Source organism: Mesorhizobium sp. B2-3-4, assembly GCF_006442315.1.
GTDB lineage: Bacteria > Pseudomonadota > Alphaproteobacteria > Rhizobiales > Rhizobiaceae > Mesorhizobium.
Map to the genome: position 1 here is coordinate 242,966 of NZ_VFVY01000002.1, position 18,094 is coordinate 261,059.

General features: G+C 64.4%; 7 protein-coding genes. 6 read left to right on the top strand and 1 reads right to left on the bottom strand.

Features of this window, described 5'->3' with window-relative positions:
• Positions 1-135: a hypothetical protein gene (locus tag FJ967_RS33915; protein WP_281405672.1), complete on the bottom strand. Its 135-nt coding sequence runs from the start codon at positions 133-135 to the stop codon at positions 1-3.
• Between the two features lie 353 nt (positions 136-488).
• Here FJ967_RS33915 and FJ967_RS04840 point away from each other — a divergent pair, with 353 nt between their 5' ends.
• The 6 genes from FJ967_RS04840 to FJ967_RS04865 all read left to right on the top strand — a co-directional run bounded on the left by FJ967_RS04840 (position 489) and on the right by FJ967_RS04865 (position 17,677).
• Positions 489-1,598 carry an ABC transporter ATP-binding protein gene (locus FJ967_RS04840; protein ID WP_348643064.1) on the top strand — a complete coding sequence of 370 codons (1,110 nt, stop codon included), beginning with the start codon at positions 489-491 and terminating at the stop codon, positions 1,596-1,598.
• 54 nt (positions 1,599-1,652) lie between these two features.
• Positions 1,653-2,693: an ABC transporter substrate-binding protein gene (locus FJ967_RS04845; RefSeq protein ID WP_181175670.1), complete on the top strand. Its 1,041-nt coding sequence runs from the start codon at positions 1,653-1,655 to the stop codon at positions 2,691-2,693.
• A 154-nt stretch (positions 2,694-2,847) separates the two neighbouring features.
• Positions 2,848-4,008, top strand: a complete 1,161-nt coding sequence (locus FJ967_RS04850) for an ABC transporter permease (protein ID WP_181175671.1) — start codon at positions 2,848-2,850, stop codon at positions 4,006-4,008.
• Positions 4,009-4,013: 5 nt separating this feature from the next.
• A complete protein-coding gene (locus tag FJ967_RS04855; protein ID WP_140730561.1) occupies positions 4,014-4,835 on the top strand; it encodes an ABC transporter permease in 822 nt (273 codons plus the stop codon).
• Positions 4,836-5,080: 245 nt separating this feature from the next.
• Entirely contained in the window at positions 5,081-6,004 is a 924-nt protein-coding gene (locus FJ967_RS04860; RefSeq protein WP_181175672.1) for an AraC family transcriptional regulator, read from the top strand.
• 303 nt (positions 6,005-6,307) lie between these two features.
• Positions 6,308-17,677 carry an autotransporter-associated beta strand repeat-containing protein gene (locus FJ967_RS04865; protein ID WP_181175673.1) on the top strand — a complete coding sequence of 3,790 codons (11,370 nt, stop codon included), beginning with the start codon at positions 6,308-6,310 and terminating at the stop codon, positions 17,675-17,677.
• Positions 17,678-18,094 lie beyond the last annotated feature (417 nt).

The following is an 18,094-nucleotide window of genomic DNA, read 5'->3' on the forward strand; positions in this document are numbered from 1 at the left end:
TCATTGCGCGGGCATCCGGATTGTTCCCGGTGGCCCTTCAGCTGAAACAGGTCCGGCAAGCGTCACGGCGTTCCAGGAAATATCGGTCGCTTCGCGGTTGCCGGTCGCGCGTGTTTCCGGATCGCCGCGCGCCATGGCAAATCCTTTCAGCCCTGATTTGCAATGGCCGTCGGTGTTTTTCCGTCGCGACATGGGCAATGCTCTCGAAATTCCGCTTACGCACAGTATGGCCGTGGTGCCCGTGGAGCCGCCCGGCCTCTGCAATTCGTCTCGTTGTAAGATACAGTGTTTCTCTTGACAATACGATATGGCCGATCATAGAAAGAGCCTCAACTTGGATTGGAATGGCCCGTCAGGGGAGATCGTGCCTTGATCCCAATGGCTCATCGGTGTGATGGCAGGGCTGATGTCCCGCGGTCGGTGGAGGCGTCGTCGAAGGTGCCGTCAACCGGCGCGACCTGCGAGACTTCTGAAGGGGAGGCGTAAGAGTGGTGCATGCTCGCGGCGATGCCGCCCCGCAAAGGAGTTTCGTCGAATTCGCGGGCGTCCAGAAGAGCTACGGCAGTATGAAGGTCGTGACAGACCTCAACCTTGGTATCGAGCGCGGCGAGTTCGTCACCCTGCTCGGGCCGTCCGGTTCGGGCAAGACGACGTGCCTGATGATGCTGGCCGGTTTCGAAAATCTGTCGGGCGGCGATATCTTGCTGGACGGCGCCTCGATAGGCTCGATGCCGCCGCAGAAGCGCAACATCGGCATGGTGTTCCAGAGCTATGCGCTGTTCCCGCACATGACGATCGCGGAGAACATCGCATTCCCGCTGCAGGCGCGCGGCATCGGCAAGTCCGAGACGGCCGAACGGGTGGCCAAGGCATTGGCGATGATCCGCCTCGATAGTTTCGGCGGGCGCCTGCCGGGGCAGCTCTCGGGCGGCCAGCAGCAGCGAGTGGCGCTCGCCCGCGCGCTGGTGTTCGAGCCGAGCCTGGTGCTGATGGATGAGCCGCTCGGCGCGCTCGACAAGCAGCTGCGCGAGGAGATGCAGTACGAAATCATGCACATCCAGCAGCGGCTTGGGGTCACCGTGGTCTACGTGACCCACGACCAGACCGAAGCGCTGACCATGTCCAGCCGCGTGGCGGTGTTCAATGGCGGCAAGATCCAGCAGCTGGGGCCGCCGAAGCAGATCTACGAGGAGCCGGCCAACAGTTTCGTCGCCCGCTTCATCGGCGAGAACAACAGGCTGAACGGCACGGTGCGGACCATGGACGGCGGCGCCTGCACGGTCGACGTGGGCGACGGCCAGAACATCCGTGCTGCCGCCATCAACGTCTCGGCGGTGGGGGAGCCGACCATGCTGTCCATCCGGCCCGAGCGTGCCGTGATCGGCGCCGCCGCCGCCAATGCGGAGAATTCGTTCGAGGCCACCATCGACGAGATCGTCTTTCATGGCGACCATCTTCGCATGTCGGCGACGCTGTGCGCGCAGCCCGGTTTCATCGTCAAGATTCCGAACGGCGCCGGCGTCAGCGTCGGCTCGCCGGGCGATCGCATCAGAATTGGCTGGGCGGCAAGCGACTGCCGAGCCCTCGACCATGGCTGACAGGCAAGGCAGCCGGACTTCACCTTCACGCTAAAACAAAAAAGGGGAATGGAAATGAAGAAATCGAGCCTGATGAGCGGCCTGCTGGCCGCCGTAGTCCTGGGGGCGGGCATAGGCCATGCCTTTGCGTCTGATGTGACCGTCGCCACCTGGGGCGGCACCTATACAGAGAAGCAGCGCAAATCGATATTCGATCCCTACACGGCGAAGTCTGGAGACGCCGTGCTCGACGCCGTCTATACCGGCGGCCTTGGCCAGATCCAGGCGATGATCGAGTCCGGCAACACCACCTGGGACGTGATCCAGATGGGCGCGCCCGAAATGTTCAACGCCTGCGGCCAGGGCCTGATCGAGGAGCTCGACACCAGCAAGCTCGCCTCGGCGGCCGATTTCAAGGAGCCCGGCATCACCAAATGCGGCATCGGCGCCATCGGCTGGGGCATGGTCATCGCCTACAACTCCAAGCTCACCGGCGACCAGCCCAAGAGCTGGAACGATTTCTGGGACCTGAAGAAATATCCGGGCAAGCGCGCCATGAAGCGCGAGCCGCAGAACAATCTCGAAGGGGCGCTGCTTGCCGACGGCGTCGCCCCGGCTGACGTCTACAAGGTTCTGTCCACCAAGGAAGGCGTCGACCGCGCCTTCAAGAAGCTGGATGAGATCAAGGCGGACATCCAGTGGTGGGAGGCCGGCGCACAGCCGCCCGAATGGCTCGCCAATGGCGGCGTGGCCATGTCCACGACCTTCGTCGGCCGCATTCTGGAAGCGCAGGCCGAAGGTGCTGCCATAAAGTTCGGCTGGCCGGGCTCTCTCTACAACGTCGACTACTGGGCCATCGTCAGCGGCACCAAGAAGAAGGATGCCGCCTATGCCTTCCTGAGCTATGCGACCTCGCCCGAGGCTCAAGCCGAGTTTTCCAAGATCCAGCCGGTGGCGCCGGTCAACCTGAAGGCGTCGGCGCTGCTGACGCCGGAGCGGATCGCGATCATGCCTGTCGGCGACAATCTCAAGGACGCGGTTCCCATCGACAGCAATTTCTGGAACGACAATCTGGAAGCGCTGACCGAAAGGTTCAACGCCTGGGCCTCGAAATGATAAAGCTCGTCCCCGGCGCGGTTCGCCAAACCGGGGACGACGACTGCCTGCAGCGATAGCCGAGCGAGCAAAACCAAGCATGGCCAGCGTATCGATTCCAGCGGATGGCCGGCGAAACGGCCCGTCAGTCCTCATGAGGTTCTGCCGGTCGCTGATGCGACACGGGCTTCTGCTGCCATGCCTGCTGTTCATGGCCTTCATCTTCGTCTGGCCGATCGTGTCGCTGCTGGCCAAGGGCGTCTACAGCCCGGAAGTGCGCGATACCTTGCCGCAGACCGCCGTGGCGGTTCTGACCTGGGATGGCGCCGGCGATCCGCCCGATACCGTCTACGGCGCGCTGGTGGCGGATCTGCGCGCCGCCGACCGCCGGGACGTCGCCAATGCCGGCCGCCGCCTCAACTACGAGATCCCCAGCTATCGCAGCCTGCTCATCAAGACGGCGTCCGCCCTGCAGAAAAGCTCGACCGAGCCGCCGCGCCAGCAACTGATCGAAATCGACGCCAAGTGGCAGGACAGGACGTTCTGGACGGCGATGCGCCGCGCCGCGCCCGCCCTCACGCCTTACTATCTTCTCAAGGCCCTGGACCTCGAGCAGAAGGATGATGGCGGCATCGGCCGGGTGGCGCCGCAGGAAGCGACGTTCGTCGACGTTCTGGGCCGCTCGCTATGGATATCGGCCGTGGTGACGGCCATATGCCTGGTCCTTGCCTTCCCCGTCGCTTTCAGGATCGCGGCTGCTTCGCCGCGCTGGCAAGGCATCCTGCTTCTTCTGGTGCTGCTGCCGTTCTGGACCTCGCTTCTGGTGCGCACCAGCGCCTGGGTGGTGCTGCTGCAGGACAATGGCATCGTCAATTCGCTGCTGTTGTCGAGCGGCATCATCGATCAGCCGGTCCATCTGATCTTCAATCGCGTCGGCGTCTACATCGCCTTCGTGCATGTCATGCTGCCGTTCATGATACTGCCCATCTACAGCGTCATGGTCGGCATCTCGAAGGATTATACGCGCGCCGCCTTCAGCCTCGGCGCCAGCGGACCGCGCACCTTCTACAAAGTGTATTTGCCGCTGGTGTGGCCCGGCATCTGGTCGGGCTGCCTGCTGAGCTACGTCATCGTCGTCGGCTACTACATCACCCCGCTGCTGATCGGCGGCAGCCAGGATCAGATGCTCAGCTACTTCATCGCCTTCTATACCAAGCAGACAGTGAATTGGGGCCTCGCCTCCGCGCTGGCGATCCTGCTGACGACCTGCGTCCTGGTGCTGGTCGGCCTCTACGGCCTGCTCGGCCGCAAATCCCAAATCGTCGTGAAGGCCTGAGCCCGATGTCCGGTCCAACACACAAGCCGAGAGCCGACATCTGGCGCACGCTGGCAAGCGTGGTGACGGTGCTGGTCTTCCTGTTCCTGCTGGTGCCGATCGCGGCAGTGCTGCCGCTGTCCTTCAGTTCCGGCTCGTTCCTTTCCTATCCCATGCCCGGCCTGTCGCTGCGCTGGTACGAGGAACTTTTGACCAATTACAAATGGCTGCTCGCGCTGAAGAACAGCGCGGTCGTCGGTGTGGGCGCCGCTGCGCTGTCCACCGTTCTTGGCCTGTCGGCGGCCATCGCCATGAACGGTCTCGGCAAGCGGGCCCGCAGCATCGTCAACGGCTTCCTGATCGCGCCGCTGGTCATGCCGGTCATCATCATGGCCGTCGGCCTGTATCTGTTCCTTTCCGGCCTTGGTCTCGCAGGAACCATTACCGGCATCATCCTGGCCCATACCGTCATCGGCACGCCCTATGTGGTCATCTCCGCCACCGCGGCGCTTCAGAACTTCGACATGCAATTGATCCGCGCCGCCAAAAGCCTCGGCGCATCGCCCTGGATGGCCTATCGGCGCGTGATGCTGCCGGCGATCCGCCCGGCCATAATCGCCGGCGCGCTTTTCGCCTTCGTCGCCTCGTTCGACGAGGTGGTGATCGTGCTCTTTCTCGCCGGCCCCGGCCAGGTGACGCTGCCGGTGCGGTTGTTCGAGGGCATACGCGACGAACTCACGCCGGTCGTCATCGCCGCCGCGGTGGTGATGATCTCGATTTCGATCGGGCTGATGGCGGTGATCGAGATTCTGCGCCGCAAGTCCGTTGCCCGGCGCGGCATGGCCTGAACGGTACGGAACACATTGCTTGCGCCGGGAGAGGCGTGGTCGAGATGCCGACGAACATGCCGGTGGCGGATGGCCAGTGGCACTCTTGAAACGATCTGGCACAGCGGCACATCCCCAACTGTTGAGCGTGGCTTTGCTTGCCTTGTGCTGTCGCGATGCTCTTCGATGCGCTACGGTTAACGCTTGACCGAGACATCGTTATTGACGAACGTCTGTTCGAATCACGATGGCGTTGGAAGGTTTCGGTGGCCGCTTCCCCGATCGGCGGTTACCGCCGGCATTCTGCTCGTATCCAATCGACCGAGCCCGCACATCGCGCCATTGCTGACTTGCGATCGGCGGCGCCGACGGCGGAAGGCCCTGTAACGGTGACACGCCGCGGATGCATATCCTTTTCGAGGATGCGAGCGGGATCTCATGTCTTCCACGCCCGGCAGCACCTTTTGTATGTCGGACTTGAAGCCGCCTCCGGTGTCCGCGCCAAGGTGGGCGACGGCGCGGATCGCGAATATGATGCGCCCGCGGGAAGCATCCTGTGGAAACCGTCTCACCTCGAAGCCCATCTTCACCTGTCGAAGGCACGCGAAAGCTCGATCGTCGTCTTCACGGACGAGAACCTTTCGGAACTCGCGAAACAACAGTTTGGGGTCGAGGACATCAACTGGGGTGCGCCCCTTTCGGGCGCCCTCGATCTCAACGTTCTGCGCATCGCGCAATTGCTTAGGGACGAACTCACCAATGATCAGGCAAACGGGCTTCTGGTCGAGTCGCTGATCGCGATACTCGGGGTCCATCTTCTTCATGCCTACGCTTCTCCAGGCGTCAGACCGGATACCTTCAAAGGCGGGCTTGCCAAGCCGGCTGCCCGCAAACTGCAGAGCTATCTGCAGGCAAATCTCGGCCAGAAGGTTTCCGTTGGCGAACTCGCGGCCATGGTCAATCTTTCGCCCAAGCATTTCACCCAGGCTTTCAGCCGGACCTTCGGCAAGGCGCCGCACCGCTACCTCCGCGACCTGCGGCTCGACCATGCGGCCGGGTTGCTCGCGCAGCAGCGACTGACCATTGCCGAGGTTGCCTATCTCAGTGGGTTTTCCAGCCAGAGCCACCTGACTGCCGCTCTGCAAAAGCACCGCCAGACAACGCCCACGCGGTTACGATCTTCAACATAAGAAGCTGCTAAAACTTCAATTGTTAAGTCATCATTAGCATTAACGAATTTTCATCTGTGACTATTGAGTAACACTGCTTGCGATACCTTGCATTTTTCCGCCAAGGGATCGAACTTTTGTATAAAACGTCGAACCTTTGTGAAATACGGCTTGACCTTTCCGTGCCTTGTTTACGGTAAGTGGCTTGATTCTATGAGCTTTTATTAGAATTTACTTATGGGGGCGGAGATGGCTGGATCGACCAGGCGTGGAGCAATCCATGGCCAGGGGGAAGCGCCCCAACGGCTGGTCCGCGGCGGCCGGATGACAAAATGGAAGGGCGAAGCGGCGAGCTTTGCCCCTTATGCGGCGCAGCTTGCCCTCTCCGCCGCACGGGCGTCCGCCATCTCGCTGTTGCCCGCGGCCATGCTTATGGCACTGGCCGCCGGCATGGCCGTCGCCGCCGACAGATATTGGGACCCGAACAGCACGGCGACCGGAACAGGCGGCACCGGGACCTGGAACGTCAGCGCCAATCAGTGGAGCCCGAACGCCGACGGCGTCAGCGGCCCCTACACGCCATGGAGCAATGCCGCGCTCGACAACGCCATCTTCGGCGGCGTCAATGGCACGACCGCCACGGTGACGCTGGGCGCGCCGGTCACCGCGAACAGCCTCACCATCAACGCCAACACAACCTACACCGTTACGGGCAACACGCTGACGCTCGCCGGCGCCACGCCGACAATCACGGTCAACGGCGCCGCGACCATCAGCTCGATCATCGCTGGCTCGGCGGGACTGACCAAGACAGGCGCGGGATCGCTGGTGCTGAGCGGCGCCAACACCTTCAGCGGTGGCGTCAATCTCACCGGCGGGTTGCTTCTCCTCAACGACGATTCGTCACTCGGCGCCGCCAGCAACGGCATCACACTCTCCTCGGGCGCTAATCTGCGGACCACCGGCGCGCTCGCCGCGAGCCGCGTCGTTACGCTGCTCTCCGGCACCGCCGGCATTGGCGGCGGCGTCGGCTCGGCCCACTTCACCGGGGCCGGCGGCATTTCCCTGATCGCGCAAACGGTGATGAGCGACGACAGCAACGATTTCACCGGGGCGGTTTCTACCGACAGCTTCAATCTGTACTTCTCATCGATCGGCAATCTGGGCGAGGCAAGCGCACTCGGCGCGGCGACCACTGTCGCCAACGGCACGGTCTTCGTGCGCAACGCCGCCGCCGTTTATACCGGCAGCGGTGATACCTCGAACCGCAGCTGGAACATGGCGCCCAGCGCCGGCTCTTCCGTCCTGACAAATCAGGGAACCGGCACGCTAACCGTGACCGGCGACATGGCAGCGGGCGGCGGATTTGCACAATCTGTCATTTTGAACGCGCAGACCGCGGATCTGGCGGTGCTGGGCGTCATCAGCAGCAACCTTGCAACGCGGCCATTCATTTTCACCGGCGGCGGGACAAGCCGCACCGTCACATTGGGTGGCGCCAACACCTTTGGCGGTCCCGTCACGATCCAGACCGTCACTGTGAAGGCCAACTCGCTGGCAAACCAGGGCGTCGCCAGCGCGCTGGGTTCGGGCTCATTCATCCTCCTCAACACCGGCGTATTGTCCTATACCGGCGCGGCGGCCAGCATGGACCGCGCAATGTCGATCAACGGAGCCAGCGCCATCCTGAACGACGGCACCGGCTCGCTGGCGCTGAGCGGCGCGACCTCGTTCAATACAGCCAATCCCGGCGACACCCTCACGCTTGGCGGCAGCTTCGCGGGCAGCAACACATTCTCCGGCGGGCTTTCTGGCAACGGCAATCTGGTCATGAACGGCGCGGCGGGCAGCACATGGGTGCTCAGCGGCGCCAACAGCTATGTCGGCTCGACCACCGTCACCAGCGGAACGCTGCGTGCCGGCAACGCCACTGCCTTCGGCGCGCCCAATGCGGTGATCGTCAATGGCGGCACGCTCGACCTCAACGGCTTTGACACCACGGCCACCTCGTTTTCCGGCACGGGCGGAAGCGTGACGCTCAACGGCGCCGACCTGACGGTCAACAGCGCCGCCAGCACCAGCTATGCCGGCGTCATCGCCGACGGCGTCACCGGAGGCGGTGGGCTCATCAAGCGCGGCACCAGCACGCTGACGCTGACCGGGGCAAATACCTATAGCGGCGACACCACGGTCAATGGCGGCACGCTGGCGCTGAACTTCGCTGCCCCAGGCGCACCGGCCAGCAACATCATCTCAGGCGCGTCCGGCCTCAACATGGCCGGCGGCGTGGTCACGTTGACCGGCGCGGCGGGCGTGGCAAACAGCCAGACCTTCGATGGCCTCAACGTCAGCGCCGGCAACAATCAGATCGTCACCACGGCTGGCGCCGGCGGCAGCATGACGCTGAATCTCGGCGCCATCACCCACACTGGCGGCCTGCTCGATTTCACCTTGCCGACGAGTGGCACCATCACCACGACCAATGGCGACGGCGCGCTGAGCTGGGCGACCGTCAACGGCACCGATTATGCACAGGTTAGCAGCGGCCTCATCACCGCCTTCACCGCCTATGCCAACAAGGACAATGCCAGCACCTGGCTGACCGGCGACGTCGTCAGCGATGCAGGCGGGGCGCCAAACACGCCGTTCACCAACACCGTCAGCGGCAACGTCCAGCTCGGCGGCCTCAAATACACCGCCGCGGCCAATTCCATCGTCACCGTCGGCGCCGGCAACACGCTCGGGGTCGATGGCACGATCATCATCAGCGCCAGCGTCAACAACGCCAGCCAGACCATCACCGGCGGCTCGATCACCGGCGCGGCCGGCGGTGGCACGCTGGGCGTGCTCGACAACAGCACCGGCACCGGCACCTTCACCATCCAGTCGGCGATCGTCGACAACGGCGGCGCCACAAGCTTCGCCAAGGGCGGCGCCGGCAAGGTCGCGCTGACCGGCGCGAACAGCTATACCGGGGGCACGACAATCAGCGGTGGCACATTGGCGATCGACAACGTCGCCAATGGCGGCAGCGCCAGCAGCATCGGCGCGTCGAGCGCGGATTCGGCGAACCTGGTGCTGGAGAGCGGTACGCTGCAATATACCGGCGTCGGCGCGGGCACGACCGATCGCGGCTTCACCCTGGTCAATGGCGGTGCGCCGCGGACGATCCAGGTCGACAGCGGCAATCTGAGCTTCGGCGGCGTGGTTGTCGGCTCGGACGATGCCGGGTTCAGTAAGACCGGCGCCGGCACGCTGACGCTTGCGAACGCCGCCAACACCTATACCGGCGCCACCACCATCTCGGGCGGCATCCTATCGGTAAACACGCTGGCCAATGGCGGTGTGGCGAGCGGCATCGGCGCATCGTCGTCGGATGCTGCGAACCTCGTGATCCGGACCGGCGGGACGTTGCAATATACCGGGGCGACGACGAGTACCGATCGCGGCCTGACGCTCAGTGGGATCGCAGGCGGTACGATCGATGTCGCCAACGCGGCTACCACCCTTACGGTCGGTGGCACGGTGGTTGGCGCCGTGCCGTTCCATAAAGCCGGTGCCGGCACCCTGGTTTTTTCGGGCACCAATTCCAACACCGGCCCGACATTCATTGACGGCGGCACATTGCGGGCTGGATCGACGCAGGCCTTTGGCGGCCCCGCTGCCATGAATTTGGCGGATGCCGCTGGCGTCACGCTCGACCTCGCCGGTTTCAACAACAAGGTCGGTGGCTTGTCGGGAGGCGGCGCGAATGGCGGCACCGTGCGCCTCGGCGGAGCGACCCTGACGATCGGCGGGACAACCGTCAGCTTCAACGGCGCCATCACCGGCGCCGGCGGTATCACCAAGGACAACACCAGCACGCAGACCTTTGTCGGCTGCAACAACACCTATACCGGCGCGACAAATGTCATTGGCGGCACGCTCAGCGTCGACTGCCTTGCCAATGGCGGGCAGGCGAGCGGCATCGGCGCCTCGACCAGCGCTTCCGCCAATCTTGGCCTGAGCAACGGCATCCTGGCCTATACCGGCGGCAGCGTGGCCATCGACCGGGGGATCACGCTCGTTGGTATCGGCGCAATCAATGTGGTGAATGCCTCCACCGTGCTCGGAATAAGCGGGCCGATCGTGGGCGCCGGCTTGCGCAAAGACGGCGCTGGCACGCTCGTCCTGTCCGGCAACAACACCTATACCGGCATCACTACGGTCACAGGGGGCATTTTGCGCGCCGGCTCCAGCACCGCCATCGGTGCGGGCGGATTTGGCCTGAACAACACCGCCGGTGTCGCGCTCGACCTCAACAATTTCAACACCTCCATCTCCTATCTCAATGGCGGTGGCGCCATAGGCGGCAACATCACGCTTGGCACGGCAACGCTGACGATCGCCTCGAACGTCACCGCAGCCAGTTTTGCCGGCGCGATCAGCGGCAGCGGCGGGCTCATCAAGGGCGGAACCGTCACCCAGGCGCTCACCGGCTGCGCCAGCTCCTATACCGGCACCACCACCGTCAGGGGCGGCGTGCTACAGGTCTCCTGCCTTGCCGATGGCGGCGTCAACAGCACAATCGGCGCGTCGAGCAACGGTGCCGCCAATCTCGTCCTCACCGGCGGCACCCTGCAATATGTCGGGGCCGGCGACAGCACGGATCGCCTGTTCACATTGGGCGCCTCGGCCGGCAGCCGGCTCGAATCCTCCGGCACCGGTGCGATCGCCTTCACGAATACCGGAGCGATCGCGTTCTCGGCTCCCGGCACGAGCCAGGCGCTGGCGCTCGGCGGCACCAACACCGGCAACAACAGCCTTGCCGCGCAGATCACCAACAACGCCGCCGGCGTGACCTCGCTGACCAAGGACGGGGCCGGCACCTGGATCCTCAACAATCAAAACAGCACCTACACCGGCGTCACCACGATCAATGGCGGCGTGCTCGGCGTCAGCAAGCTGGCCAATGGCGGCCAGGCGAGCAGCCTCGGCGCGTCGTCCAACGCGGCCTCGAACCTCGTCATCGGCAACGGCTCGACGCTGCGCTACACCGGTGCCGGCGACACGACGGACCGCCTGTTCACGCTTTCCGCCGGCACCAGCTTCATTGAATCGTCGGGCAGCGGCGCGATCGTCTTCAGCAACACCGGTTCTGCAACTTACTCAGGCACAGGCAACCGTACGCTCGCGCTCGGCGGCACCAATACCGGCCTCAATACGATGGGCGGCACCATCATCGACGGCCCGGGCGGCCAGACCACGCTGGCCAAGAACGATGCCGGCACCTGGGTGCTGACCGGCAACAACACCTTCACCGGCAACACCGTCATCAATGGCGGCAATCTGATGATCGGCAATGGTGGCACCAGCGGCAATGCAGGCGCCGGCAATGTCATCATCACGGATGCCAATTCGACGCTGTCGTTCAACCGCAGCGACATTTTCAACTTCACCGGCACGATCAACCCCGATCCGCAAGCCGCCATCGGAACCATCGCGCAGATCGGCACCGGCACCACCGTGTTGACGGCGACAAACAAGATCGGTGCCACCGCCATCAGCGCCGGCACACTGCAGGTGAACGGCGCGCTGACGACGCCGACCATCGCGATGACCGGGACCGGCGCGCTTACCGTCAACGGTACGGTCGGAGCCGGCGCCGGCGGCTTCTCGGCTATCATCGGCGACGGCGGCGCATCCACGATCACCATCGCTACCGGCGGCACGCTGCGCGGCAATGGTGATCTTGGCGCCGGCAACGACACGGTCAATGTCAGCGGCACGCTCGATACAGGCGCCGCAAAGCTCAATCTCGGCGCCGGCAACGACACGCTCGTGCTCAACGACAGCGCCGTGTTCAGCGGCGCTGGCGTCGATGCCGGCACCGGCGGCGAAACCGGCGCGGGCGACACGCTGCAAGTGGTGACCGCCGCCGGGAGCACGCTTGACGCGGCCAATGTCAGCAATTTCGAAAGCCTCTCCAAACAGGGCGCCGGCACGCTGACGCTGACCGGCAACCACGCTTTCAGCGGCGGCACGACAATCTCGGGCGGCACCCTGCAGATCGGCAACGGCGCCGTCGCCGGCGCGCTGACGACGCCTGGTGTGACCAACAACGGCACGCTCGTCTTCAATCTCAATAACGACTACGTCTTCAACGGAGCCATTTCCGGTACAGGTGCGGTCAACAAGCTCGGCACCGGCGTCACCACGCTGACCGGCAACAACAGCTATGCCGGGGCGACCAACGTCAATGCCGGCACGCTGCTCGTCAACGGCAACCAGTCCGGCGCCACGGGACCGACGACGGTCGCGGCCGGCGCGACGCTGGGTGGCACCGGCACGATCGGCGGCAGCGTCACCGTCGCCGATGGCGGCACGCTGGCGCCTGGCGCTGCCGGCAATTCTCCCGGGACACTGACCATCGCCGGCAACCTGGCGCTCGGCAATTCCAACCTGAAGGTCAATTTCGGCCAGGCAGACGTCGTCGGCGGGCCGCTCAACGACGCCATCAATGTCGGCGGCAACCTCACCCTCGACGGCACGCTCAACGTGACACAAAGCCCGGGCGGCACACTCGGACCCGGCATCTATCGCGTCATCAGCTACAACGGCTCGCTGACAGACAACGGTCTCAATGTCACCGATGCGAACTATTTCGTACAGACATCGGTCGCCAACCAGGTCAATCTGGTCAACTCGACGGGCCTGACGCTGAGCTACTGGGATGGCGACGCCGGTCCGCATTCCGACGGTGTCGTCAATGGCGGCAACGGCTCCTGGCAGGCCGCCGGCGACCAGAACTGGACCGACATCGGGGGCGTCTTCGCCGCGCCTTTCGCCAATGGCAGTTTCGCCGTCTTCCAGGGAACCGCCGGCACCGTCACGGTCGACAACACGAACGGCCAGGTGCAGGCGGCGGGCATGCAGTTCGCCAGCAACGGCTATGTCGTCCAAGGCGCGGGCATCGAGCTGGTGGGAGGATCGAGCACGATCCGCGTTGGCGACGGCACGGCGGCCGGCGCCGGCTATACCGCCACCATCGCGGCAAATCTCGGTGGCAACAGCCAACTGGTAAAGACCGATGCCGGCACGCTCGTGCTTTCCGGCACCAACAGCTATCAGGGCGGCACGGCGATCAACGGCGGAACACTGCGGATTGCGTCGGACACCAACCTCGGCGCCGCCTTGGGCGGCTTGAGCTTCAATGGCGGCACGCTCAACACGACCGCTGATGTCACCAGCACACGCGCGGTTACGCTCGCCGGCGCCGGCACATTCCAGACCAACGCCGGCACGACCACGATCTTGACCGGCAGCATCGCCGGCACGGGGACGCTGACCAAGGCCGGCGCCGGCACGCTGGTGCTCACCGTCAACAGCTACCAGGGCGGCACGGTCATCAATGGCGGCACCGTCGAGATACAAACCGATGCCGGTCTCGGCGATGCGGCCGGCAAGGTCAGCTTCGACGGCGGCACGCTGCACGTGACCGGGACGGTCCCGCTTTCCACGCGCGACACGACGCTCAATGCCGGCGGCGGTACAATCACCGCCGACAATTCCGTGCAATGGGCCGGCACGATAAGCGGGTCCGGCGCCCTCACGGCGGGTGGCTCCGGGTTTCTCACCCTTGACGCCGACAACACCTATGCCGGCGGAACGACCATTGTGGGTGGAGTTCTGCAGCTTGGCTCCGGCGGCACGACGGGATCGATCCTCGGTGATGTCGTCAATAACGGCAGTCTGGGTTTCAAACGCTCCGATCTCTACAGCTTCGACGGTCTGATCTCCGGCAGTGGCCAGGTCATACAGGCCGGCACGGGCATCACGGTGCTCACCGCCGACAACACCTATGCCGGCACGACGGGGGTCGCGGACGGCTCGCTCTACATCGACGGCGACCAGAGCGCTGCGACCGGACTGACCACCGTCAGCAACGCCACGCTGGGCGGCAACGGCACAATTGGCGGCGATGTAAGCCTATCGCCGAACTCCACATTGTCCCCCGGTGGAGTTGGCGCCACTCCCGGCACGCTCACCATCAATGGCAACCTTCGACTTGGTGGCGCCAATCTGGACTATTCGTTCGGCCAGGCCGGCGTGGTCGGCGGCGCCTACAACGACCTGACCGTCGTGCATGGCGATCTAGTGCTCTCCGGGACGATCAACGTCACCGAGGCGCCGGGCGGTAATTTCGGTTTGGGCATCTATCGAGTCATCAGCTACGATGGCCTGCTGACCGACCAAGGGCCCTCGACGACGTCGCCCGACTACAGCGTGCAGACCTCGATCGACCATCAGGTCAACCTCGTCAATACCGGCGGCCAATTGCTCAATTTCTGGGACGGCGCGGCCGGACCGAAAGCCGACGGAACGATCAACGGTGGCGACGGCACATGGCAGAATTCCGCCGGCAACGACAATTGGACCCTCGACGACGGGACCCTGAACGCCCCCTATCAAAACGGCGTCTTCGCCATCTTCGCCGGCACTGCCGGCACGGTAAGCGTCGATAACAGCCTGGGAGACGTTCACTCCGGCGGCATGCAGTTCGCGACCGGCGGCTACACCATCGGCGGCAACGACATCACGCTCGACGGGCCGCAATCGACGATCCGCGTCGGCGACGGCACGCTGCCTGGCGCAGCCTATGTCGCGACGATCAATTCCAACCTCACCGGCGCCAGCCAGTTGGTGAAGACCGATCTCGGCACGCTCGTGCTCGGCGGGGCCAACAGCTACATAGGCGGCACCGCCATCAACCAGGGCACGCTGCAGATTTCAGACGATGCCAATCTTGGCGACGCGGCCGGGGACCTGAGCCTGGACGGCGGCACGACGCTGCACACCACCGCGGCCTTCGCCTCCGCGCGCGACATCGCCCTGACCGCCGGCACCGGCACATTCCAGGCCGATGCGGACCTTACCTTGTCGGGGCTGATCACCGGCGCCGGCGGGCTCGCCAAGACCGGGAATGGCGCGCTGACCCTGACCGGTGCGAACAGCTATGCCGCGGCGACGAATGTGACGGCCGGCGGCCTCTATGTCGATGGCGACAACAGCGCGGCGATAGGGGCCGTCTCCGTCGCCGGCGGCGCCACGCTTGGCGGCAAGGGCACGATCGGCGGCGACGTGACGATCGCCGACGGGGCGACCTTGTCGCCGGGCTCGGCCGACGGCACGCCGGGCACGCTGGCGATCGCCGGCAACCTCAACCTGTCGAGCGGCTCGGTCCTCAACTATTCCTTCGGGCAGGCGGATGTCGCCGGCGGGGCGCTCAACGACCTGACCAAGGTCGGCGGCAATCTCGTGCTCGACGGCACGCTGAACGTAACCGCCAGCGCCGGCGGCACTTTCGGTCCCGGCGTCTACCGCGTCTTCAGCTATGACGGCACGCTGACCAACAATGGGCTGGTTGTCGGAACGATTCCGTCAACGGGCTATTCGATCCAGACCTCGATCGATCATCAGGTCAACCTCGTCAACACCGAGGGGCTGACCTTCAATTATTGGGACGGCGCCGCCGGCCCCAAGAACAATGGCGTCGTTAACGGTGGCGACGGCATCTGGCAGTCCGCCGCCGGCAACGACAACTGGGCCAACGAAGCGGGAACGGCCAATGCCGGCTTCGCCGACCAATCCTTCGCGATCTTTGCCGGCCAGACCGGAACGGTGATGGTGGACGCAAGTGTCGGCCAGGTGACGGCATCGGGCATGCAGTTCATGACCGACGGCTACGTCGTCCAGGGTGACGGCATCGAGCTCGTCGGCCCGTCGAGCAGCATCGTCGTCGGTGACGGCACCGCGGCCGGCGCGGCCATGACGGCAACCATCGCTTCGGTCCTTTCGGGCGACGCGCAACTGGTGAAGTCAGACCGCGGAACGCTGGTTCTGAGCGGCGCCAACAGTTACAAGGGCGGTACGGCGGTCAATGGCGGCACGCTGCAGGTTTCGCAGGACGCCAATCTGGGCGATGCCGCCGGCGCGCTTAGCTTCGACGGCGGCACGCTTGCCACGACCGGCAGCTTCGCCACGTCGCGCGCGGTCAACGTGATGAGCTCGGGCACCATCTCGACGGCGGCCGGTACGACCTTGACCCTGAATGGCGCACTGACCGGCTCGGGCACGTTCAACAAGGCCGGTCAAGGAACGCTTCTCCTGACGGCCGCGGACTCCGTCTTCGCCGGTCCGACCGCTGTCCAGCAAGGCACGCTCCAGGCGGGGGCGGTGAACGTGCTGGGGGCGGGCTCGGCATTCGCCGTGGCTTCCGGCGCGACGCTCGACCTCGGCGGCTTCAACCAGACGGTCGCCTCACTCAACAACAGCGGTTCGGTGCGCCTCGGCAGCGCGCCCGGCACGACGCTGACCGTCAGCGGCAATTATGACGGGGCCGGGGGAACCGTCTTCCTCAATGCCGCGCTCGATGGCGATGGGTCGACCACCGACAAAATGGTCGTCCATGGCAACACGTCGGGCACCGGCATTCTGGCTGTGACCAATGTCGGCGGTGCGGGAGCCCAGACCGTCGAGGGCATCAAGATCGTCGATGTCGACGGGAGCTCGGCCGGCACGTTCACGCTGCAAGGCGACTATGTCTTCCAGGGCGACCAGGCGGTCGTCGGCGGAGCCTATGCGTATCGCCTGTACAAGAACGGCGTCTCGGCGCCGTCGGACGGCGACTGGTACCTTCGCTCGCAATTGATCGATGGATCCACCAATCCGCTCTATTCCCCGGCCGTGCCGATCTATGAGGCTTATCCCGGAGTCCTGCAGAGCCTGAACGAGGTCAGCACGCTGCAGCAGCGCACCGGCAACCGCTCATGGACCGGTGCGAGTCAGGGTGCCGACGAGATCGGCAGCGTTCCCACGCAAAGCGCGATCTGGGCCCGTATCGAGGCGGCCCATACCACGCAGAGCCCCGAGAGCGCGACCACGGTCTCCGGCAGCGACGTGACCACCTGGAAGCTGCAATCCGGCATCGACGGGCTTCTCTATGAGGACGCCACCGGCATCCTTCTGGGCGGGGTCACCTTCCATTACGGGACGGCCTCGTCCGACATCTCGTCGATCTACGGCTCCGGCTCCATCCAGGCGACTGGCTACGGCTTCGGCGGCACGCTCACCTGGTACGGCGACAACGGTTTCTACACCGACGCCCAGGCCGAGGTGACGTGGTATGACAGCGATCTCAAGTCCGGCGCGCTCGGCGATCTGGCAAAGGGCAACAACGGCTTTGGCTATGCGCTGAGCATCGAGGCCGGCCAGAAGTTCGCGCTCGACGGAAAGTGGACGCTGACGCCGCAGGCCCAGCTCGCCTATTCCTCGGTTCGCTTCAGCAGCTTCACCGATCCGTTCGACGCCGCGGTGTCGCTCGGCGGCAGCGATGTCTTGACCGGGCGCGCCGGCCTGTCGCTGGACCATGAGGACGCCTGGACGGGTGCCGAAGGCAAGGTCGGCCGCTCGCACCTCTACGGCATCGCCAACCTCTATTACGATTTCCTGGATGGCAACGACGTCGATGTCTCCGGTACCGCCCTGCACGATAAAGACCAGGCGCTTTGGGGTGGTCTCGGCGTCGGCGGATCGCTGAGCTGGGATGACGATCGCTATGCGGTGTTCGGCGAAGCGTTCGCCAGGTCCAGCCTTCGCGATTTCGGCGACAGCAGGTCGATCGGGGCGAAACTCGGCTTCAACGTGAAATGGTAGCCGGTCCCGGATGAAACGGACGTGAAGGGCCGCTCCGCCATCAGAACTCCGCCAGAATCGGCGCTTGTGCTACAAGTTGGACATAACGCGGCAGCAGCGAGTATCTGTCTCTACTGCCGTTATTTCTTCACCGTGCCGGCTGTCGGCCAAAAAAAATATACTTAAGTGTAAATTAGATTATTCTTATGTAGATAGCGAATATTTTCTTCTCCGGATACCGCCTTAGCCTCTTATCGGACGATCACGGATGTGTTACCGATTTTGCTCCGGGGCGGCGGCAATTGCAGCAATCCCAAAGAGCGGCGGAGATATATGGTGTCGGACACCGCGCTCGGCATTGCTGATGTTGTGCGTGCCTATACGGGGCGAGCCCAAGCCTGGGATCAAGGCTGGCTGGTCGAGGCGGTACCATAACCT